This window comes from Saccharothrix variisporea (assembly GCF_003634995.1).
In the GTDB taxonomy this organism is placed as follows: domain Bacteria; phylum Actinomycetota; class Actinomycetes; order Mycobacteriales; family Pseudonocardiaceae; genus Actinosynnema; species Actinosynnema variisporeum.
In genome coordinates this window covers 9,296,673-9,317,248 of record NZ_RBXR01000001.1, presented here as the reverse complement: position 1 = coordinate 9,317,248, position 20,576 = coordinate 9,296,673, and the positions used below count along the sequence as shown (strand labels likewise).

The window sequence follows — 20,576 nt, the reverse complement described above, 5'->3', positions numbered from 1 at the left end:
CACTCGCAACGGTGATACTCGTGCCCGTCCATCGGCGACCGTCGCCCGCCGTTAGCGACCTGGTCCGCACCCGCTCACGAAAGTCACCCGTTCGTGTGAGGTCTGGCCGGGTCGGGGAAGGTGACGGTGACGACGAGGCCGCCGCCGTCCCGGGGCACGGTCGCCACCGCGGCGTCGTGGGCCGACGCGATGGCCCGCACGATCGACAACCCCAGGCCCAGCCCCTCCCCCGACCGGGCCCGGCCGCCCCGGTGGAAGGGCTCGAACAACCGCTCCACCTCCGCGACCACCGGACCGGTGTTGGCCACCACCAGCACGCCCCCGCCGCACGTCACCTCCACCCACCCGCCGGGCACGTTGTGGCGCAGGGCGTTGTCCACCAGGTTCACCACCAGCCGTTCCGCCAGCGCCCGGTGACCGGCCACCGGGGACGGGCTGATCGAGTCGCGCAGCCCCGCCGTGCGCCGCACCGCCACCACCTCGGCCACCACCTCGGCCAGGTCGAACGGCCGGCGGACGTCGATGCCGGCGTGGCCGCGCGCCAGCGTCAGCAGGGCCTCGATCAGCCGTTCCTGCTGGGCGCCCGCCGCCAGCACGCGCTCGTGCGCCGCCCGGAGCGTGGCCACCGTCGCGTCCGGGTCGTCCAGCGCCACCTGGCCGATCGCCCGTTGCCGCGCCAGCGGGGTGCGCAGTTCGTGCGACGCGTTGGCCACGAACTGGCGTTGCGCCCGGAACGACTCCTCCAGGCGGACCAGCAGTTCGTCGAAGGTGTCCCCGAGTTCCTTCAGCTCGTCGTCGGGGCCGGGCAGGGCGAGGCGGCGGTGCAGGTTGGTCGCCGAGATCTGGCGGGCGGTGGTGGTGATCGTGCGCAGGGGGTGCAGGATGCGGCCCGCCACCAGCCAGCCCAGGGCCAGCGCCAGCACCAGCACGAGCGCCAGCGCGAAACCGGACTGGACCAGCAGCTGGTGCAGCACGTCTTGTCGTTGCGCCACCAGGGCGTGTTCGGCCTTGACGATGACGTGCATGGCCTCGTCGGTGACCTTCAGCGGACCGGGCAGGCCCGGCAGCGGGACCAGGCGGTCGATCGGGGTGAGGGCGTGGGAGACCAGGACGTAGGTCACCGTCAGCACGGTCGCCCCGCACAGCAGGAAGAGCCCGCCGTACAACAACGTCAACCGCAGCCGCACCGTCCGCCGGCGCAGCAGCCGCACCGCCCGCCCGCGCATCAGATCCGGTACCCGCTCTTGGCCACGGTCTCGATCAGCGGCGGGTCGCCGAGCTTGGCGCGCAGCCGGCTCATGGTGATCTTCACCGCGTGCGTGAACGGGTCCGCGGCCTCGTCCCACACCCGTTCCAGCAGCTCCTCCGCCGACACCGCCCGCCCCTGCGCGGCCAGCAGCACCTCCAGCACGCCGAACTCCTTGGGCGCCAGCTCCAGCACCCGGTCACCGCGCGCGGCCCGGCGGCGGGCCGTGTCGACCACCAGGTCGGCGTGCCGCAGGACCGGCGGCGCGACCGGGTGCGCCCGCCGCGCCAGCGCCCCGATCCGGGCGACCAGCGCGCGGAAGTCGAACGGCTTGGGCAGGTAGTCGTCCGCGCCCAGGCCGAGCCCGTCGACCAGGTCGTCGGTCGTGGCCGCCGCGGTCAGCATCAGGATCCGGCTGCGGCACCCCGCCTCGACCAGCCGCGCGCACACGTCGTCGCCGTGCGTGCCGGGCAGGTCGCGGTCCAGCACGACCACGTCGTAGTCGGTGCGCAGCGCGCGTTCCAGCCCGCTGGTCCCGTCGAGCGCGACGTCCACCGCCACGTGCGCCCGCCGCAGCCCGGTCGCGACCGTGTGGGCCATCTCCTCGTCGTCCTCCACCACCAGTACCCGCACGCGCGCCAGTATCGCCGGCCCGGGGTTTCGTCGACGTTTCGTCGCCGCTGAAACCGCCCCGAAACCTCAGCCCCGATAGAACTCGCACCGCAATTCGTCCGCACTACAGGGGGTTTCCCGTGAAGAGAACGTTCACCGCCGGCGCGGCCGCGCTGGCCGTGGCGGTCACGCTGCTCGGCGTCGCGGCGGGTGCGCCGTCCGCCGACGAAGAGGCCGAGGCCGCGCAGCGACCGCCGGCGTGCGCCCGGCCCAACCCGGACCAGCCGCCCACGCCGGGGCCGACGACGGTCACCACGGTCGGCCAGGCGTACTACTGCATCCTCGACAACTACTACAGCGGCCCGGTGCTGGACAGCCGTGACCTCCTCGTGCCCGCGTTCGCCGCGCTCACGCAGGAACTCCAGCGCCGCGGCCTCGACCAGCCCTACGCGACACTGCCCGCGCTGACCGGCCGCAAGGACGCCGACTGGGCCGCGTTCGCGAAGCTGTACCGGCGGATCGCCGACGCGCTCCCGGACGACGAGGCGCGCAAGGCCGTCGGGTACGCCGCCATCAAGGCGATGGTCGGGTCGCTGCACGACAACCACGCCCGGTTCCTGAGCGGGTTCGTCGCCAACCTCTACGGGGTGGACCTGTCCGCCATCGTCGGGCCGGGCGACATCGACCCGGTGAGCGCCGAACCGGCGTACGTCAACCGCCTCGCCCCCGGCAGCCCGGCCGAGAAGGCGGGCCTGAAGCCGGGCGACGAGGTCGTGGCGATCAACGGGGTTCCGTTGTACAGCAACGGTGTCCTGAACGAAGGCGTGCTCAAGTCGCTGACCACCGGCGGTCCGGGGTCCTCGGTGGAAGTCACCGTCCGCCGCCCGGCCACCGGCGAGACCCTCACCCTCACCGCCACCGCGGCACCGTCCCCGCCCACCCGGCCGGGCGTCACGTCCCGCCTGGTGGACGGGAACATCGCGTACGTCAGCCTGCCCGGTTTCGTCCCGGAGCTGGCCGACCAGGTTCTGGCCGCCATCGCCGAACTGCGCAAGTCGGCCCAGGTACGGGGCGTGATCCTCGACCTGCGCGGCAACGGCGGCGGCAGCCCGGAGGCCGTGTCCAAGCTGCTCGGCGCGCTGGCGCACGGCAAGACCACCAGCTACTGGTGCGACGTGAAGGGCAAGTGCACCCCGAACCGCACGGACGACTCCGTGGAGCTGCTGAACGTGCCGTTCGTGGCCCTGACGGACCGCCGCTGCGCGTCGGCGTGCGACTCGTTCTCCAGCGCGGTGAAGGACTTGAAGCTCGGCACGTTGGTCGGCACGCGCACGGCGGGCGCGGTGTCGGGCCCGGGTGAACCGTTCGCCCTGGACAACGGGACCGCGCTGATGCTGCCGAAGTTCCACGAGATCGCCGCGAACAAGGAGGTCGTGAACACCATCGGCGTCGCCCCGGACCACTACGCACCCCTCACGGCGGCCGACCTGTCCGCCGGCCGTGACCCGGGCTTGGCCAAGGCGGTGTCGCTGCTCTGACGACGAAGGCCCCGCCGTCCGCACGGCGGGGCCTTCGCCACGTCCAGGACAATCACGGGCATGAGCGACGAACTGTCCCAGGTGGTGGCCGCCGAGTACCGTTCTTTGGACGCCCTCAAAACCAGGATCCACGCGCACCGCCACCACAGCGAGCGCGCGGACGACGTCCAGCAGACCGTGCTCGACCACAGCGACCTGAACCCGGCCCACGACGTCCTCGACGCCGGGTGCGGCACCGGCGACTTCCTCCGGAGCCTCACGGCGACAGGCCACACCGGCCGCTTGGTCGGCCTGGACTCCTCCGAGTCCGCAGTGCAGGCGGTCGGTCGACTGGCGGGCGTCGAGGCGGTGCTCGGGGACGCGGCGGCCCTACCGTTCCCGAACACGAGCTTCGACCGCGTGTTCGCCCGCCACATGCTCTACCACGTGGCCGACCCTGCGGCGGCACTCGAGTCCTTCCACCGGGTGCTCCGCGCCGGAGGCAAGGCGATCGTCACCGTCAACCACGAGCACACACTGCCGAACGTGATGACGTTGGTGCGGGAAGAAGTCCGCAACGCCCTCGGCACACCCGAATCGACCGGCCTGAACGGTGTCCACTCCGACAACATCGCCCCCCTGATGAAGCAGGCCTTCGGCAACGCCCGATTGGTCCGCATCGACAACGCCCTGGTGTTCGACCGCCCGGACCAGCTCATCCCGTTCGCGGTGGCCGTCCTGTCCCCGTGCGGGATGCCCGCGGACTCCCCCGCCAAGCCCGCGGTAATCGACCAGATCGCCACCCGCATCCACGAGTGGTTCCGCACCCACGAGGCCCCATGGCGCGACCCGAAGGGCTACGCCCTCTGCATCTCCAACCGCGAGCCCACCCCGAGCTCCTAGCAACCGCCGGTAGGGAGCGCCTTCCGCGCGCAGCGCGCTGTCTGTGGTGGTGACCACCACAGGTGGAGGGCCTCGGTTCCCCCGCCGTATGGCCTGCCCGAAGGGCTACCGCACTTCGGGCCGGGTGCAGCCGAAAGTTTTTGCGAGGAACGAGCAAAAAGTTTTAGCGGCACCCGGCCCGAAGTGTGGTTGGCTCCGCCAGGCCATACGGCGGGGGAACCGACGCCCTTCACCCCCCGCTGGCGGCCTGCCGCGCGGCGAGCGCCGCTTTTCATCTTTCAATCTTTCAATCTTTCAATCTCTCGATCTTGAGAGCGCGCCAGCGCACAGCGCGTCAGGCGAGAAAGGACTCCACAACCTCCTGCACCCGCAGCGCCGAGGGAAAGTCGGCCAGTTCGCGCGGATGCCGACCGGCGATGGCAGCAGCGAAGTGCGACAGCCTGGTCGCCTCCGACCCCCTCGGCCCAGACAGCGCCACCGGCGTCCACTCACCGCCGTCCGACACCAACAGGTCCCCCCAGTTGCGCAGCAGGTAGGACCGTTCCGACCCCCACAGCACCCACTCGTACAGCTCGGGCGCGGCGATGCCGGAGAAGGCTGACACGTGCACGGGAACGTCACCCGCGCGCAGGAACCCGCGTGCAGCCACCTCGCTCGCCCCAGGATCATCCCGAGGCCGGTCCACACCGACATCCACCGGCGTGAGCGGGCCGAGCAGGCGGTCGGTCAGGTAGACGAAGTGGGACAGCACCTCTCGGACGAAGCCGCCCTGTTCGCCGCGCGCGAGCCAGGTCGCGTGGGACTGGAACTGCCTCGGCCAGCGCGGGAAGTGCAGGCGGATGTCGACGCCCCTGACCTCGCCGACCTCGGGCAGCCGGCGCTCCACCTCCAGCACGCCGTCGCGGTCGGACAGGGCGAAGTTCACCGCCGCCGCGACGCCGTGCCGGGCGGCGGCGTCGACCATCCGCCGCCCGTCGGCGAGGTCCACCGCCAGCGGTTTCTCGCAGAAGACCGCCTTGCCGGCGGTGATGGCGGCGACCACCTGCTCGGCGTGGAAGGCGGGCGGGGTGGCGAAGTACACCGCGTCCACGTCGGGGGCCGCGACGACGTCCGCCACCTCGCGCGCGAACGCGACGGTCGGGTGTGCCGCGCGGACGCGGTCCTCGGCGGCGGGGTCCACGTCGAAGACGCGCACCACGGTGAACTCGGGGTGACCGGCGGCGACGCGGAGCACCTCGGTGCCCATCGCACCGAGCCCTACGACACCCAGACGTACAGGAGACGGCATACGGCCCAGTCTTTCCCCCGACCTCCGGCCCACGCAAATCAGATGTCGTCGGGGAACCGGTTCGCCGCGTACCGGATGCCGCCCAGCAGCAGGGAGCGGAAGTCCGGGTCGCCGAAGATCTCGGCCGTGTGGCCGCTGCCGGTGTAGAACGACCGCCCGTCGCCCACGGTCTTGCACCACGTGTGGGGGTGGTCCGCACCCATGGTCGCGCCCGAGTACGTCGATTCGTCCACAGTGGACAGGACGCGGGCGCTCCCGCGGGGGTTGGTGCGGTAGTCGTACCACTCGTCGGTGATCACCCAGCTCGACGGGAGGTGCGCGGTGGCCGGGTGCGCGTGGTCCTCCACCCGGACCGTCGCCCGCTGGACGGCGGGGTGCGCGGCGAAGTGCGCGCCGACAAGTTCGCCGTAGAAGGGCCAGTCGTACTCGGTGTCGGCGGCCGCGTGGACGCCGACGAACCCGCCGCCGCCCCGGATGTAGGACTCGAAGGCGTTCTTCTGCGCCGCGTCCAGGACCTCGCCCGTGGTGTTGAGGAACACCACCACCTCGTGCGCGGCGAGGCCGTCGGGGGTGAACCGGTCCGAGTCCTCGGTGGCCGCCACGGTGAAGCCGCCGGCCGCGCCGAGCAGGCGGATCGCCTCGACGCCGGCCGGGATCGAGTCGTGCCGGTAGCCGGTGGTCTTGGAGAACACCAGCACGCTGTACGGGCTTGTCATGTCCCCATCCTCCAACGGGTTCGGGCCGGCGCCCCCTTGAGGGGTGCCGGCCCGAACGGGTGGACCGCGTCAAGCGATCAGCGGTTGCGGCGCCACATCACCGGTGCAACGCCAGATCAGCGTTGCAGGGTCAGCACACCCGGCCGCCACGGCAGCAGGTTGTAGTCGCCGCCCGCGCTCGGGTTCTTGCCCTGGTAGAGGAACTGCAGGTTGCAGGGGTCGATGGTCTTGGTCTGGTCGGGGTTGGTCCGCACGATGTCGCCGTGGCTGATGTCGTTGGTCCACGACGCGCCGCTGTTGGCCTTGCCCGCGAACGGGTTGCTCTCGCTGGCCGCCTGCGGGGTCCACGAACCGCCCAGGCTGCTGGAGGTGAACGAGCGGAAGTAGCGCCCGTTGGCCCCGATCGCCTCGACGATCATCAGGTACTGGTTCTGGTCCTTGACCTTGTAGACCTCGACCGCCTCGAACAGGTTGTTCGTGCTGTCGGTCATGATGGTCGTGTAGTTCGAGCCGAAGTTGCCGGGGAAGTTCCCGATCGGCATGCTCGCCCGGTAGATCTTGCCGTTGTCACCGGCGAAGAACAGGTACATGTTCGTGCCGTCGCCGATCAGCGTCTGGTCGATCGGGCCGGTGTTCGAGCCCGAGATGCTGCCGGTGAACAGGGCCTGCGGCGCGGACCAGCCGTTGGGGTTGGTCGGGTCGGACGAGGTCCGGTAGCTGAACGCCGTCCCGCCCCACTGGTAGGCCAGCACCCAGATGTTCTTCGGCGCGAAGTACAGCAGCGTGGGCGCCACCGTGCCGGAGCTCATCCCGTTCTGCGGGGCCGAGGCCATGTCGGACCAGTTCGTGAAGGTCCCGAAGTTCATCGAGCCGTACTGGCCGGACGTGTTGACCGTCGAGCCGTACACCAGGTGCTTGCCGTTGTGGACGACGCTGGTGAAGTCCTTGAGCGACACCCACCCCGACTTCGGGTTCGCCAGCACGCCCGTGGACGACCAGCGGTAGGTCGAGGGCAGCGAGCAGGTCCCCGGCTGGCCGGTGCCCACGCGGACCAGTTGCCACTGCTGGTTGGAGCCGCCCCAGTCGCTGTACTGCACGACCGGCGCGCCGTCGTTGGTCGCCGCGCCCTGGACCTCGACGGCCTTGCCGCTGTTGCGGTTGACCAGGCGCACGTAACCGCTGTCGGAGTCGGCCAGGCGGAACTGCTGGTTGGCCCCGTTGTTGTCGGTCCACTGCTGGATCTTCGCGCCGTCCGCGGTGGACTTGCTGTCCACGTCGAGGACCTTGCCGGAGTTCTTCGACTTCAGCCGGTAGTAGCCGCCGCCGGAGTCCACGAACTGCCACTGCTGGTTGGCGCCGTCGTGACGGCTGTACTGCTGGACCGCCGCGCCGTCGGCGGTGGACGCGCCGGACACGTCCATCGCCTTGCCGCTGTTGCGGTTGACCAGCACGTACCACGCGGTCGTGTCGACGGTGGCCGCCGACGCCGCACCGGTGTTGAGCGCGACCGCCGAGGTACCCGCGAGGACTGTCGCGAGCACGGCGATCAACGTGGACGACCCACGGAGTGATCTCACGGTGGTGGTCCTCCTTCGGAGGATTGTTAGCGTTAACATCTCTGAAGTTTCGGGCTAATGTAACGAGCGGCACACTCCCAGTCAACGGCCTGCGCAACCCTCGCCCGACGCCCGATCACCGCCAGTTACCTGCGGTGTTGTCGAACGGCGTTCGACAAGAGCACCACCGACCGCACCTCCAGGCCGACTCTCGACCCCGCCACGCGGGGAGGCGCGTAACCGAAACGACATGCTTCCCGGTCGAAACATTCGGCCGCCGCGCAGCACCCGGCCGGCCGTGGGCGAGCCGCTATCCTCGCCGTCGGCAGCGCTCCACCCGAAGCCCGGGAGGTCAGTTGAACGCCAACACCCGCACCGACGACCTGGTCGAGCGCGCGGCGGAGATCGTCCCGGTGCTGCGCAAGCACGCCGCCTGGGGCGAGGAGAACCGGCGGCTGCACGACGAGGTCGTCGCGGCGATGGCCGACGCGGACGTGCTGCGGTTGCGGGTTCCCGCACGGTTCGGCGGGCACGAGGCCGACATGCGCACCGTCGTGGCCGTGCTGTCCGAACTCGGGCGCGGCGACGGGTCCGCCGCGTGGGTCGCGGCCGTGTGGGCGATCAGCACGTGGATGGTCGGCATGTTCCCGGAACAGGCGCAGGAGGAGGTCTTCGCCGACCCGGACGTCCGGGTCGCGGGCATCCTCAGCCCCTCGGCGACGGCCGTGCCGGTGGACGGCGGTGTCGTGGTGGACGGCCGGTGGGGCTTCAACTCCGGCGCCCTGCACAGCCGGTGGAACACCAACGCGGCGCTGCTGACCCCGCCCGACGGGCCGCCGCAGCCGGTGTCGCTGCTGATCCCGTTGGCGGACCTGGAAGTCGTGGACGACTGGCGCACCTCGGGGCTGTGCGCGTCGGGCAGCGTGACGACGGTGGCGAAGGGCCTTTTCGTGCCACAGCACCGCGTGCTGGCGATGGGGCCGGTGATCGCGGGCGTGCACGAGAACCAGCTCGGGGACGCGCCTTCGGTGTACCGCACGCCGTTCATGCCGATGGCGTGCGCGACGATCGGCGCGCCGGCGGTCGGGTTGGCGCGCGCGGCGGAGGAGGCGTTCTTCGAGCGCCTGCCCGGCCGCAAGATCACCTACACCTCCTACGCGAGCCAGGCCGAGGCCCCGGTCACCCACCTCACCGTCGCGCGGGCGCGGATGCTGGCCGACGAGTCGGCGTTCCACGCGGAGCGGGTCGCCGCGGTGTTGGACGAGAAGTCCGGGCGCGGTGACGAGTGGACCGTGGAGGAACGGGCGCGGGCGCGGCTGGACCTCGGGTCGGCGGTGCTGCGGGCGAAGGAGTCGGTGGAGCTGCTCAGCACGGCGGCGGGCGGGTCGTCGGTCTACACCGACGTACCGGTCCACCGCGTGGTGCGGGACATCCAGACCATCGGCCTGCACGCGATCCTGCACCCCGACACCAACTTCGAGCTCTACGGCCGGGTCCTGTGCGGACTGGAGCCGCACACCCCTTACGTCTGAGACGCGCGGTGGACGGCGGGTTCGGGCCGGCGTTGCGCGCCGCCGTCGAGCGCAGCGGTCTCACGCTCGACGCGATCAGCCGGCGGTTGCGGGCGGCCGGCACGCCGGTGAGCACGAGCGCGTTGAGCTACTGGCAGAACGGCGCCACCCGGCCGCGGTCGGCGGAGGTCGTGGCCGCCCTGGAAGTCGTGCTCGACCAGCCGCCGGGCGCGCTGACCGGTCTGCTCGGACCCCGGCGTCGCGCGGATCCGCCGGCCGCCGTCCCGCACGAACTGGTGATGCGCCGGCCGGAGACGGTGGCACGTGCGCTGGCCAAGCTCGACGCCACGCCCGAGGACCTGCACAGCCCGCACCGGCTGTCCCAGCACCTGACCTACCGCGTGGACGCCCCCGAGGGTCAGGAGACGATGCGGGTGCGGCGCTTGGTGCGCGCCGACCGCGACGACACGACCCGGTTCCTGTTCGTGGCCCGCGGCGGCAGCCTCGCCCACCCGCCGGCCGTCACCCACGCGCAGGGCTGCCGCCCGCACCGGTTCCGCGCCGACGTGCCGTCCGCGACCCGCGCGTTCGAGTTCCTGCTCGACCGGCCGCTCGCGGCGGGCCAGTTGGCGTACGTGGAGTTCGGCCTGCGCCTGCCGCCGGACCGGACGAGCCGGCACGCGCAGCTGGCCCTGTGCCGACCGGGCCGGGAGGTCGGTCTCCGCGTGGTCTTCTCCCCCACCCGCCTGCCGACGACCTGCCACGCGTTCTTCCGCCCCCGCCACGGGCTCCCGGCCGTGCGGCGGTCGGGCGCGGAACTCGACCGCGCCACCGGGACGTGCCAGTTCGTGGCGCTGGACCCGGAACCGGGGCAGTACGGCATCGGGTGGACGTGGTAGGTCCGGCGGCGCAGCCCGGTCACGGCCGCGGCTGGTCGACCGTGACGACGACCTTGGCCCGCGCGTGCTCCAGTTCCAGGTACCTGATCGCCGCCGCGGCCTCGGGCAGCGAGTAGGTCCGGTCGACCACCGGGACCACCGCGCCGGACTCGGCCAGGCCCGCGAGGGTCTCCAGGTTCTCGCGGCTCGTGACGGTGTTCAGCACGACGAACCGCTGGCGGACGAACCGGGACACCAGCAGGGCCTTGATCGTCAAGCCCATCGGGCCGACCAGGCTGCCGCCCTCGGACACGCCACCACCGGACAGCACCACCGTCCCCGCCGGCGCCAGCACCCGCCGGAGGTCGGTCAGGGAACGGTTGCCCACCAGGTCGAACACGACGTCGTAGCGCTCCCCGCGCGCGGCGAAGTCCTCCTTGGTGTAGTCGACGACGTGGTCCGCGCCGATCGACCGGACCAGGTCCGCATTGCGCGTGCTGCACACCGCGGTCACCTCCGCGCCGAGGGACTTGGCGATCTGCACGGCGAACGTCCCCACCCCACCCGAAGCACCGTTGACCAACACCCGCTGCCCCGACCGGACCCGCCCCAGGTCCCGGACACCCATCAAGGCGGTGTTGCCCGCCAACGGAATCGCCGCCGCCTGCTCGAACGTCAGACCCGCCGGCTTGCGCGCCACAACGCCCTCCGGGGCGCACACGTACTCGGCGAACGCCCCATCGGCGAAACCCAGGTCCCCGAACACCTCGTCCCCGGGCCGGAACCGCGTCACCCGCGCGCCCACCGCCTCGACCCGGCCCGCGAAGTCCCGCCCGCGGATCTTCCGCTTGGGCCCGGACCACCCGAACGCCACCGGCATCACCAGCCGCGCCAAACGCGGGTCGCCGCGCATGATGTGCCAGTCCGCCGCGTTGACCGAAGCGGCGTGCACCCGCACCAACACCTCGTCGTCGGCGGGGGTGGGCTTGTCCACGTCCTCCAGCCGTAAGAGGTCGGACGGGCCGTACCGGTCTTGGACGATCGCCTTCATGGGGGCCTCCTTGACGCCGACAGTAGGGCGGCGACCGCGGTCCGGACATCAGGGACAAGCCCTAAGGGAACGGACGTGCCGCGCCGCGTTCGCGCCGAAAACACGAACACGGGCCGGTTGCTTCGCTAGCCTCCTGATCACCATCCGTCCGGACCCGTGAACGGGGTGTGTCGATGACCGAACCCGGGCTGACTCCCGAGCAGCGGGAGGCCCGTGTCGCGGAGCTGCGAGTGCAGGCCGACCAGGCGGTGGCCGGGCTGCGGCAGCAGTTGGCGGCCGTCAAGGAGGCGCAGGGCCGGGCGTTGGGGGTCACCGCCCAGGCCAGGTCGCGGGACGGCGGGGTCACCGTGACGGTCGACGCGACCGGCGTGGTCACCGCGATCACGTTCACGCCCGCCGCGCTCGCGTCCACTCCGGACCGGCTGGCCGCGGCCACGGTGGCGACCATCCAGGAGGCCGCCGCACGGGCGCGCGCGGCGATGACCGCCGAACTGAGCCCCGTCACCGCGGCCGGCGCGGAGGTGTTGGCGGCGGCGCGCGGCAACGTGCCCGGGTTGGCCGACCTGGTCGTCCCGCCGGTGCCGCGCACGGCGGCGGACCCGGGCGAACCGGCCGTGCCGCCCCGTCCGGCGCCGCCCGCGCGTCGGGACGATGACGACGACGCCGGCCCGGTCATGCGCGAAGACACCTGGTAGGGGTGGCGATGGGGATCACGTTGCCGGGCGAGGTCGCCTGGGTGCTCGACCTGCTCGGCGTGGAGTGGCCGAACATCGACGAGGACGAGCTGCGCTCCATCGCCGACGACCTGCGGTCGCTGGCCGAGGAGATGCGCGGGCACACCGGGGACGCCAAGTCCGACATCGCGGACATGCTGGGCGTCAACTCGCTGGACTCGCTCAAGCGGTTCGAGGCGCTGTGGAACAAGCTCGCCGACGGGCACCTCGACCAGCTCGCCCAGGGGTTCGACCTGCTGGGCACCGGCCTGGACGTGGCGGCGCTGGTCGTGGTCGGGCTCAAGCTCGCGGCCATCGTGCAGCTGGTGGTGCTGGCCGCCGAGCTGATCGCGGACCAGGCGGCGGCGCCGTTCACCTTCGGCGCGTCCGAGGCCGTGGCGGCGGCGCAGATCGGCATCACCCGGACGATCGTCAAACAGCTGCTGGAGCAGGCCGTGCAGTCGGTCGAGCAGCAGTTGCTCAGCGCGGTCACCGGACCGGTGTTCGCGGCGCTCGAGGCCGCGGGCATGGAGCTGGCTGGCCAGTTGCTGGGCAACGCGCTCGGCACGGACGACGGCATCGACCTGGGCAAGGTCGCCGACGCGGGCGGCGGCGCGTTCCAGCAGGGCGTGCGGGAGTCGGAGCAGCAGGTGCGGGGCATGGCCCGCAACGTCGTGGACAACCCGTTGGCGAGCGCGGGATCGCTCGCGTCCGGGCAGGGGGTGCCGACCGGTGACTGACATCCACGTCGACCCGGCCCACCTGACCAAGTCCGGCGGCACGCTGGAGGACCTCGGCAAGAAGCTCCACGCGGGCGGCGACAAGCTCGCGGCGGCGGGCGAGCGGCTGACGCAGAGCGCGTCCCGCGACCGCACCGGCATCGGCGCGACCCTGACCCAGTTCTTCGGGCGGGCCACGGAGATCGGCGGGAAGGTGATCGCCGAGGGCGGTCGGGTCGCGGAGCGGTCCGGCCAGAACCTCAAGCACACCGCCCGCACGATCCAGGAGGTCGACCACCAGTACCACCGCAAGTTCAGCGGCCTGCACGACGGGACGTCCGTGGCGGGCGTGCGCGGCGGCACGACGTCCACGGCGAGCGCCCGGGGTGGCGGTGGGGCCAAGGCGCACGCGGCGCCCACCGTGGCCGGTGGCGGGTCCGGTGGGCCGGGTGGTGGGCCGGTTCCGGGCGGCGGTCCCGTCCACCTGCCCCCGTCCCCGCCCGGCGGTGGTGGTGGCGGGTCCGGTGGTGGCGGCGGTGGTGGCGGGCGCGGGCTGGGGCCGTCGTGGCGGGACGAGTGGGACAAGCACTTCACGCCCAAGGAACGCCAAGAGCTCGACAACGCGATGCACAAGCTGTCCCAGGAGCCCACCGATCGCGGTGTGCCGGGGTCCGGACGGCTGACGCAGCACGAGCGGGAGCTGTTCGCGCGGGCCCAGTCGCACGTCACCATCGACAACGACACCCCGATGCAGAAGGTCATCCCGCCCGCCGACCGGGACAAGTACCTCGACGGCACCTACTCCCAGGTGGGCGGCTTCGTCGCCCGGCAGCAGGACGCCGCACACCTGAACACGCCGGCGGCGCTGATCCAGGGCAACCGGCTGGACTACGCCGGCACCCCCTACCATCCGGGCATGGACCGGGTGCACGTCATGGAGTTCCCGGCGACCGATCCCGGGCGGTACAGCACGCCGCTCGGCGCCCCCGTCGCCGCGGACCACGGCGCGCTGAGCAACGACCCATCGGTGCGCCACGCGTCGGACCGGATGCACGACGCAGCGCGGACGGTCGGGCTGAACCCGGGCAGCTACCACCGCTCCAACTACGACTGGCCGTACACCGGTGTCGGCGTGACCGCGGACCCGCACGGCGTGCCCGAACGCGAGATGAAAGACCGCATGGACATCCCGCACGGCTCCCAGATGGTGGAGTACGACAAGCACGGCAACAGGAAGGTCACGCACGTGTTCCGCGACGGTCATGGGTGGGTTCCGGCGCCATGAGCTACCCCGGCTTCAGGACCGGCTACCACGTCCGGCTGAACGGGCGCGACTACAAGGCCGCGTACACCCCCGGCAGGGACACGGTCCACATCGTCGTGTCCGCCGAGGAGAACCCCGATCCGTCGCGGTTCGAGTGGCGGCCGTACTACAAGGGCTGGGTCGCCGAAATCCCGGTCGCCGAGTGCGAGCGGGTGTTCAGCGTGAACACGTTCTGCACCTACCAGGGCTACCGGTGCGAGGTCGTGCGGTTCTTCGACGACGGCACGGTGGAGATCGAGTACCGCGACTGGAACGGTTCGTGGGCCGGCGGCCCCGGCGGGTTCGTGCAGCACAACAAGTACGAGTTCCTCAAGACCGTGCCCGCGAGCGAGCTGCACGACTACCACGAAGAGCAGCGGGACCAGCTGTTCGAGGACTGGCGCGAGCGGACGTTCCCGAAGGAGGGGTCGTGACGGTCCCCGGGTCCGGTGCCCTCGACCCGCGCCAACGCGAGCTGACCGCGCGGGTGCACGTCATGGTCACGCTCGAACCCGGCACCCTCATGGTCAAGGCCCTGCCGCCGGGCGCACTGCGGTCCTACCTCGCCGGCGAGGTCTCGCAGGGCGTGTGGGGCCGGCAGGCACCGTTCGACCACCGGGTGGTCGGCGGCACGGTCGTGCGGGCGCAGGACGTGGCCGAGCTGCGCACGCCGGTGGAGTTCATGCGGGCGTTGCGCCTGGACTACCCCGGCTCGCCGTTCCGCCCGGACCTGCCGGCGCTGCACGTGATGGAGTTCCCGGCGGTGCACCCGAACAAGTTCGTCGTGCCGTTCGGTGCCCCGTCGCTGCCGGACCTGGGCTGGACCTCCGACCCGGTCCGCGAGGCCGCCTACGCGATGGCCGACGCCGCCGCGGCCGCGGGCGTGAACCCCAACACCTACCGCAAGCAGATCAACCCGTGGCCGTACAGCGGCACCGGCATCACGGCCGACCCCCAACTGGGCGTGCCGGAGTGGTGGCGCCGCTACGACCGCGTGCCCGGCGGGTCCCGGATCGTGGAGCACCGCGCGAACGGCGAGCGCGTGGAGGTCGCGGTGTACCAGGGCGAGGTCTTCGGATGGGAGCCGGTGCGATGACCTACACGCGACCGAGGTCGGGCATCTTCGCCACGATCGACGGCGTCGAGCACGTGTGCAACGACTACCCCAGCGGCGACCAGGTCGTGGTGGTGTCCAGGGACGCGGAGAACCCGAACCCGACCCTGTTCACCAGGGACGAGACGCGCGGCCTGTGGGTGGCGAGGGTGCCCGTGGACCGGTGCGAACGACTCACCGACGTCACCACGCGCACCACCTACCAGGGCCGCGACTGCCAGGTGGTGGGCATCGCCCCCAACGGCGACGTCGGCCTGTACTACCTGGGCGACGACAAGTCGGAGGCAGCGGAACTCGGCTTCGTGCAGGTGGACCAGGGGACGTGGGCCAAGACGGTCGACGTGCACGAGCTGGGCACCCTGTACGAACACCACGCGGACCTGCTTTTCGAACGCTGGTGGCACTCGACCACCCCCTGACCCCTTTCGCGCAAAGCGCGCCTTCCGGCGAAGCCGGCGAGTCGGCAGTCCGCCTTGCCGAGTGGGCAGTCCGCCGGAGCGGACACAACTCAACTTGGGCTTCTTGCTTTTGTCATCTCCGTATGGCCTGCCCGAAGGGCTACCACATTTTCCAGGGGTTGCAGCCGAAAGTTTTGCGAGGAACGAGCAAAAGTTTTAGCGGCAACCCCTGGAAAATGTGGTAGGCTCCGCCAGGCCATACGGAGATGACAAAAGCAAGAAGCCCCCGCCGTTGCAGTTGAGTCATCTTTGGTGGCCTGCCCGCCGGCGAGGCGCTTTTCGCTTTTAAGCGCTTTAAACCGGAACGCTTCGCTCTCAAGCCGAACGCGCTTCGCGCTTGGGACGCGCGAAGCGCTCGAAAGATGAAAAGCGGCGCTCGCCGCGCGGCAGGCCGCCAGCGGGGGGTGAAGGGCGTCGGTTCCCCCGCCGTATGGCCTGGCGGAGCCAACCACAGATTTGCCGGGGTGCCGCTAAAACTTTTTGCTCGTTCCTCGCAAAAACTTTCGGCTGCACCCCGGCAAATCTGTGGTAGCCCTTCGGGCAGGCCATACGGCGGGGGAACCGAGGCCCTCCACCTGTGGTTGGGACCACGACACCGCACGCTGCGCGCGCCGAAAAGCACGCGCTTCGCGCGCAAAGGGCGGACTGTGTGGCTAGCGGATTGATTGGGGGAAGTGTAGGACGCCGTCCGGGTCGTATCGTCGTGCCACTGCGCGCAGGCGCGGGAGGTTGTGTTCGTACGCCGTCGTCGCCCAGTCCTCCTGCAACGGGTCCAGGTAGTTGATGTACGTGCCGGTGCCGACCAGGTTCGCCAAGGTCGTCTGGACGTCGTCCACCTCGCGGGTCACCTGCTCGGGTGGCAGGGTGCCGACGTTCGCGAAGACCTCCACCGACGTTGGTGCGCCGCGGTGTGGGTAGGCGGTGTCCGTGGGGCTGGGGTGGTCGATGGCACCGCCCAGCGCGCCGACGATGAGCAGCGCGCTTTCCTTGTCCCGCAAGGTGTTCACGATGGGTGTGGCGTCTTCCCACCTGCCCTTGGCGATGCGGGAGGAGGCTCGGAAGGCGTTGCGGGGTGGGTGGCCGCCGGTCATGATGGTGATCGCGGTCGGGTAGTCGACTTCTCCGTGTTCCAGCGGGGCGTTGATGCCGACTGCGGTGAGCAGGCGGGTGATTTCGGCTTCCAACAACGCCGCCGGGCCGATCGCGCAGCCGGTCAGGTCCACCGCGCCGGTGGGCGTGACCACGCAGACGCTGGACAGCTCCGGTGGGACGGTGACGCTCCACGGTTGCCACGCGCCCAGGACGTCCGCCGCCGAGCCGGCCGGGAAGCGGACGCGGAAGACGGTCAGGACTTCCGGAGCGGGCACGGTGGCGAACTCGAAGCCGGTGACCACGCCGAAGTTGCCGCCACCGCCGCCGCGCAGTGCCCAGAACAGGTCCGGCGCGTGGTCGGCCGACGTGGTGAGGCGGCGGCTGTCGACGGTGACCACCCGGGCCGAGCGCAGCCAGTCGCACGTCAGGCCGTAGGTGCGGTCCAGCCAGCCCAGGCCGCCGCCCAGGGTGAAGCCCGCGATGCCCACGGACGGGCAGTTGCCCAGCGGGAGGCAGCGGCCGGCGGCGGCCAGGGCCGTGTAGACGTCCCTCAAGCGTGCGCCGGCGCCGACCACGGCGGTACCGTCCGGGCGCACCTCGACGCCGGACATCGGCGCCAGGTCGATCACCAGGCCCTGGTGCGGCGTGGAGTAGGCGGCGTAGCTGTGTCCGCCGCTCCGGGCCGCCACCGGGAGGTCGGAGTGACGGGCCTCCTCCAGGCAGTGCTGCACGTCCTCGGGTCGGGTGCAGCGGGCGATCGCGGCCGGGCGGTGGTGGTCGAACAGCGAGTTGAACGGGAGGCGGGCGGTGTCGTAGCCCGGGTCGTCGGGGAGCAGCAAGGTGCCGGACAGCCGGGAACGGAGTCGGGCCCAGCGCGGGTGGCGACCGGCGACGGCCTCGGTGCCACCGGCGACGGCCTCCGCGCCGCCGGCCACCGAACCGGTGCCGCCGCTGAGAGTTGCCGCGGTTGCTACGGCGGCACCGGCCCATCGCAACGCGTTCCGCCGGGAGAGAGCCAACACTTGCCTCCTGGAAACGTACGGTGGGGCGCGACCGCGCCGCCGCGCCCACCCCCGGTGCGAACGTCAGTTGTACGGGTTGTCGTAGAACGCACTACGCGTGATCGTCTTCACCCGGTTGGTGGCACCGTCGTAGTACAGGCCCTCGAAGACCAGCCGCACGTTCTGCACCACCCCGGGGTACGGGAAGTCGGCGCTGATCGTGCCGGACTGGTAGAAGTTCTGGTGCGTCGCGCCGTTGACCTCGATGCGCAGCTTGGTGTCCACGTAGCTGGACTGCCGGTACATGGTCGCGTCGATCCGGTAGAGCGTGTTGCCGTCGTCGAACCGGATGGTGCCGACCATCCGCCCGACCTGCGTCTCGATGCCGGTGGACGAGTAGCCGCGCAGCTGGATGTCGATCGGCTGCGCGGGGCCGAGCGTGGCCTGGGCGGGGGCCGCGGTCACCGCGCCGGCCACGAGCGCGGCGCCGAGCAGTCCGGCCAGGCGTAACAGGAACGTCGACTTCATCGGCGTGCTCCTTCGCGAACGATACGGGCGCTCACTTTCGCATGTGCGGCAACGGTGTGCTGTGAGCCGATCGGACGCGAACGCGCCCGACCGGCCACGAAACTGTTGCGTGATAACACGTTCGAGCGAACGGCCGGTACGCCGATCGGGTCAGCTCGTCGTGCCGGTGACCGAGCTGCCCGACTTGGTCACGTAGTAGGTGACCCGCGCGCCACTCCAGTAGTGGAACGTGAGCGTCACTCGGGCGTTGTCGTTCACCTCGGCGAAGAAGTCGGACGTGAGCGTGGTGGTGCCGGAGGTGTAGTTCGGGGCGAAGGTCCGGTCGAACTCCTTGAAGGAGGTCCAGTTCTGCGGGCCGGCGTTGGCGCCGTCGGCGTACTTCGCCTCCATCGTGGCCAGCAGGTCGCCGCGGAAGTTCGTCGGGATGGCGAACGAGCTGGTGGTGCCGGTGGCGTTCGACAGGACCGGGGTGTCGTAGGTGATGAGGTTGATCCGCCACGGCACGCCTTGCGAGAACCGGGCGTGCAGGACGGCGTTGGTGCCGTACGCCCGCGACCCGCTCAGCCGGGTGATCAAGGCCGAGCTGAGGGTGAGCTGGTCGCCGGAGACGGTGTAGTCGGTGCCGCGCACCAGTTCCGCGGAACCCTGGCTCAGGCCGACGAACGACGTCCCGTTGAGGTTGAGCGTCAGGCTCTTCGCCGTGATGGCCGACGACTTCGCGCTGAACACCTGGTCCGAGGACGCCGTGCCGGAACGGGTCGTCCAGCTCGACTTGATCTGGGCGATGAGCTCCGGGTCGCTCCACTGGAAGGACGTGCGACCCAGGTGCTGCCCGTTGTCCCACAACATGGTGGTGATCTTCTTGGTGCGGGCGTAGTAGCCCAGGTACTCGAAGAACTTCAGCTTCTCGCCCTGCTCGATGGTGCCGGTGTGCCGGTCGAAGCCGAGCAGGCCGTACTCGCCGAGGATCACCGGGATGCCGCGCGCGATGAACGTGTTGTACGCGCGGTCGAAGGTGTCGGTGAGGTCCTTCTGGGCGGTGGCGTCGAAGCGGGTGCCGCCGGCGATGTTCACGCTGAACGGCCAGTAGCCGTAGTTGTGGATGGTCGCGATGAGGTTCGGGTCGTTGTAGCCGTTCATGGACGCGGCCAGCGCGTCCAGCCGGGCCTGGTCGCCGGAGGTGTGCAGGCTGGGCAGCACGAGCAGGCGGGTCGCGTTGTTGCCGCCGGACCGGCGCACGATGTCCCGGAAGGACGTGTTCAGCTCGTGCAGCAACTGGTCACCGCGGGTGTCGTCCACGCCGGCGAACTGCGGCTCGTTGACGCTCTCCAGGACCAGCTTCGGCGAGGCGTCCTTGAACGCGGAGGCGAGCTGGGTCCAGGTCGCGTTGTAGCGCGCGAGCACGTTCGTGCGGTCGGACGGCAGGGCGTTGACCCACTGCCACGAGTCGTGGTGGATGTTGATCATCACGTAGAAGCCGTCCGCCAGCGCCCAGCCGACGACCTCCTTGACCCGGTTCAGGTACGCGGAGTCGATCGTGTAGCTCGGCGCGCCGCCCTGGTGCTGGCCCCACGTCACCGGGATGCGGATGCTCTTGAAGCCCTGTGCCTTTACGTTGTCCAGCAAGGCTTCCGTGATGCGCGGGTTGCCCCACGACGTCTCGTCGGACCCGGTCGCGTCCAGGGAGTTGCCCAGGTTCCAGCCGGGTTGCATCGCGGCCACCTGCTCCATCGCGTTGCCCGGGACCGGGTTCGTGGAGGTCGTGGTCGTCGTGGTCGTGGTGGTCGTGGTGGTGGTCGTCGTGGTGGTCGTCGTGCCGCCGTTGCAGGTGACCCCGTTGAGGGCGAAGGACGACGGTGCCGTGTTGGTGCCCGCCCAGGAGGCGTTGAAGCCGAAGGAGACGGACGCGCCGGTCGCGATCACGGCGTTGTAGCCGACGTTGGTCGCGGTCGCCTGGCTGCCCGAGGACGTGACCGTCGCGTTCCACGCCTGGGTGACCTGCTGGCCGGAGGGCCACGTCCACACCAGCCGCCAGCCGTCGACGCGGTCACCGAGGTTGGTCACGCTGACGTTGGCGCTGAACCCACCCGACCACTGGCTGGCGACCGAGTAGTCCACCCGACACCCCTGCGCGGCTTCCGCCTCGCCCGCCGCCACCAGTCCGACGCTCGTCGCCAGCGCCGTCACCCCGGCGACCAGCAACCCGAAGTGCCGACGCAGTGACCGCGCTCCGCTGCGCATTCCCGCCATGACGCCCCTCGCATCCGTGCGACAACTCGTCCTGAGGTTTCCGGTGCCGGCGGGCCGGTGGCAAGGATTCGAAGCGCTTCGACAAGGGTCGGGATTTGCTCGACGCGGAATTCGAATCGA

19 protein-coding genes are annotated in these 20,576 nt (G+C 70.9%); 10 read left to right on the top strand and 9 right to left on the bottom strand.

Annotated elements, in window-relative coordinates; all coding sequences use genetic code 11:
- Nucleotides 1–83: 83 nt before the first annotated feature.
- Nucleotides 84–1,226, bottom strand: a complete 1,143-nt coding sequence (locus tag DFJ66_RS41660; RefSeq protein ID WP_121230300.1) for a sensor histidine kinase — start codon at nt 1,224–1,226, stop codon at nt 84–86.
- Complete coding sequence (locus tag DFJ66_RS41655) at nt 1,226–1,879, bottom strand: response regulator transcription factor (RefSeq protein WP_121230298.1); 654 nt, start codon at nt 1,877–1,879, stop codon at nt 1,226–1,228. The genes DFJ66_RS41660 and DFJ66_RS41655 overlap by 1 nt, the downstream gene beginning before the upstream one ends.
- Nucleotides 1,880–1,998: 119 nt before the next feature.
- On the opposite strand from DFJ66_RS41655, the gene DFJ66_RS41650 reads away from it, so the two are divergent.
- Together DFJ66_RS41650 and DFJ66_RS41645 are read left to right on the top strand one after the other, a co-directional pair.
- Nucleotides 1,999–3,396 carry a S41 family peptidase gene (locus tag DFJ66_RS41650; RefSeq protein WP_121230296.1) on the top strand — a complete coding sequence of 466 codons (1,398 nt, stop codon included), beginning with the start codon at nt 1,999–2,001 and terminating at the stop codon, nt 3,394–3,396.
- A gap of 60 nt (nt 3,397–3,456) precedes the next feature.
- A complete protein-coding gene (locus DFJ66_RS41645) occupies nt 3,457–4,278 on the top strand; it encodes a class I SAM-dependent methyltransferase (protein ID WP_121230294.1) in 822 nt (273 codons plus the stop codon).
- A 334-nt stretch (nt 4,279–4,612) separates the two neighbouring features.
- Here the strand turns inward: DFJ66_RS41645 and DFJ66_RS41640 are convergent, their stop codons facing one another.
- The 3 genes from DFJ66_RS41640 to DFJ66_RS41630 form a co-directional block, all read right to left on the bottom strand.
- A complete protein-coding gene (locus DFJ66_RS41640) occupies nt 4,613–5,566 on the bottom strand; it encodes a Gfo/Idh/MocA family protein (protein WP_121230292.1) in 954 nt (317 codons plus the stop codon).
- A gap of 38 nt (nt 5,567–5,604) precedes the next feature.
- A complete protein-coding gene (locus tag DFJ66_RS41635) occupies nt 5,605–6,282 on the bottom strand; it encodes a ThuA domain-containing protein (protein WP_121230289.1) in 678 nt (225 codons plus the stop codon).
- Nucleotides 6,283–6,398: 116 nt separating this feature from the next.
- Nucleotides 6,399–7,898 (bottom strand): non-reducing end alpha-L-arabinofuranosidase family hydrolase, encoded by a 1,500-nt coding sequence (locus DFJ66_RS41630; RefSeq protein ID WP_121230287.1) that lies wholly within the window; start codon nt 7,896–7,898, stop codon nt 6,399–6,401.
- A gap of 296 nt (nt 7,899–8,194) precedes the next feature.
- On the opposite strand from DFJ66_RS41630, the gene DFJ66_RS41625 reads away from it, so the two are divergent.
- Nucleotides 8,195–9,370: an acyl-CoA dehydrogenase family protein gene (locus DFJ66_RS41625; protein ID WP_121230285.1), complete on the top strand. Its 1,176-nt coding sequence runs from the start codon at nt 8,195–8,197 to the stop codon at nt 9,368–9,370.
- Nucleotides 9,371–9,378: 8 nt separating this feature from the next.
- Nucleotides 9,379–10,248 (top strand): helix-turn-helix domain-containing protein, encoded by an 870-nt coding sequence (locus tag DFJ66_RS41620; RefSeq protein WP_246030142.1) that lies wholly within the window; start codon nt 9,379–9,381, stop codon nt 10,246–10,248.
- A 19-nt stretch (nt 10,249–10,267) separates the two neighbouring features.
- On the opposite strand, the gene DFJ66_RS41615 is transcribed toward DFJ66_RS41620, so the two are convergent.
- The gene (locus DFJ66_RS41615; protein WP_121230283.1) at nt 10,268–11,278 is read right to left on the bottom strand and encodes an NAD(P)-dependent alcohol dehydrogenase; all 1,011 of its coding nucleotides are present in this window, start codon (nt 11,276–11,278) and stop codon (nt 10,268–10,270) included.
- Between the two features lie 173 nt (nt 11,279–11,451).
- Between DFJ66_RS41615 and DFJ66_RS41610 the strand changes: the two genes are divergently transcribed.
- The 6 genes from DFJ66_RS41610 to DFJ66_RS41585 are packed head-to-tail and all read left to right on the top strand — an operon-like array spanning nt 11,452 to nt 15,546.
- Nucleotides 11,452–11,973: a YbaB/EbfC family nucleoid-associated protein gene (locus tag DFJ66_RS41610; protein WP_121230281.1), complete on the top strand. Its 522-nt coding sequence runs from the start codon at nt 11,452–11,454 to the stop codon at nt 11,971–11,973.
- An 8-nt stretch (nt 11,974–11,981) separates the two neighbouring features.
- Nucleotides 11,982–12,731, top strand: coding sequence for a WXG100-like domain-containing protein (locus DFJ66_RS41605; RefSeq protein ID WP_147459545.1), 750 nt, complete (start codon nt 11,982–11,984; stop codon nt 12,729–12,731).
- The gene (locus DFJ66_RS43790) at nt 12,724–13,995 is read left to right on the top strand and encodes a hypothetical protein (RefSeq protein ID WP_211351497.1); all 1,272 of its coding nucleotides are present in this window, start codon (nt 12,724–12,726) and stop codon (nt 13,993–13,995) included. Before DFJ66_RS41605 ends, DFJ66_RS43790 begins: the two co-directional genes overlap by 8 nt.
- Nucleotides 13,992–14,447, top strand: a complete 456-nt coding sequence (locus DFJ66_RS41595; protein WP_147459544.1) for a hypothetical protein — start codon at nt 13,992–13,994, stop codon at nt 14,445–14,447. The genes DFJ66_RS43790 and DFJ66_RS41595 overlap by 4 nt, the downstream gene beginning before the upstream one ends.
- Nucleotides 14,444–15,109 (top strand): hypothetical protein, encoded by a 666-nt coding sequence (locus DFJ66_RS41590; protein WP_121230275.1) that lies wholly within the window; start codon nt 14,444–14,446, stop codon nt 15,107–15,109. The genes DFJ66_RS41595 and DFJ66_RS41590 overlap by 4 nt, the downstream gene beginning before the upstream one ends.
- Nucleotides 15,106–15,546 carry a hypothetical protein gene (locus tag DFJ66_RS41585; protein ID WP_147459543.1) on the top strand — a complete coding sequence of 147 codons (441 nt, stop codon included), beginning with the start codon at nt 15,106–15,108 and terminating at the stop codon, nt 15,544–15,546. The genes DFJ66_RS41590 and DFJ66_RS41585 overlap by 4 nt, the downstream gene beginning before the upstream one ends.
- Nucleotides 15,547–16,238: 692 nt before the next feature.
- Here DFJ66_RS41585 and DFJ66_RS41580 read toward each other — a convergent pair.
- From DFJ66_RS41580 to DFJ66_RS41570, 3 genes are all read right to left on the bottom strand, one after another.
- Nucleotides 16,239–17,699 carry an FAD-binding oxidoreductase gene (locus DFJ66_RS41580; RefSeq protein WP_121230270.1) on the bottom strand — a complete coding sequence of 487 codons (1,461 nt, stop codon included), beginning with the start codon at nt 17,697–17,699 and terminating at the stop codon, nt 16,239–16,241.
- Nucleotides 17,700–17,762: 63 nt separating this feature from the next.
- Nucleotides 17,763–18,206, bottom strand: a complete 444-nt coding sequence (locus DFJ66_RS41575; RefSeq protein ID WP_121230268.1) for a hypothetical protein — start codon at nt 18,204–18,206, stop codon at nt 17,763–17,765.
- A gap of 150 nt (nt 18,207–18,356) precedes the next feature.
- A complete protein-coding gene (locus DFJ66_RS41570; RefSeq protein ID WP_121230266.1) occupies nt 18,357–20,447 on the bottom strand; it encodes a cellulase family glycosylhydrolase in 2,091 nt (696 codons plus the stop codon).
- Between the last annotated feature and the right edge of the window lie 129 nt (nt 20,448–20,576).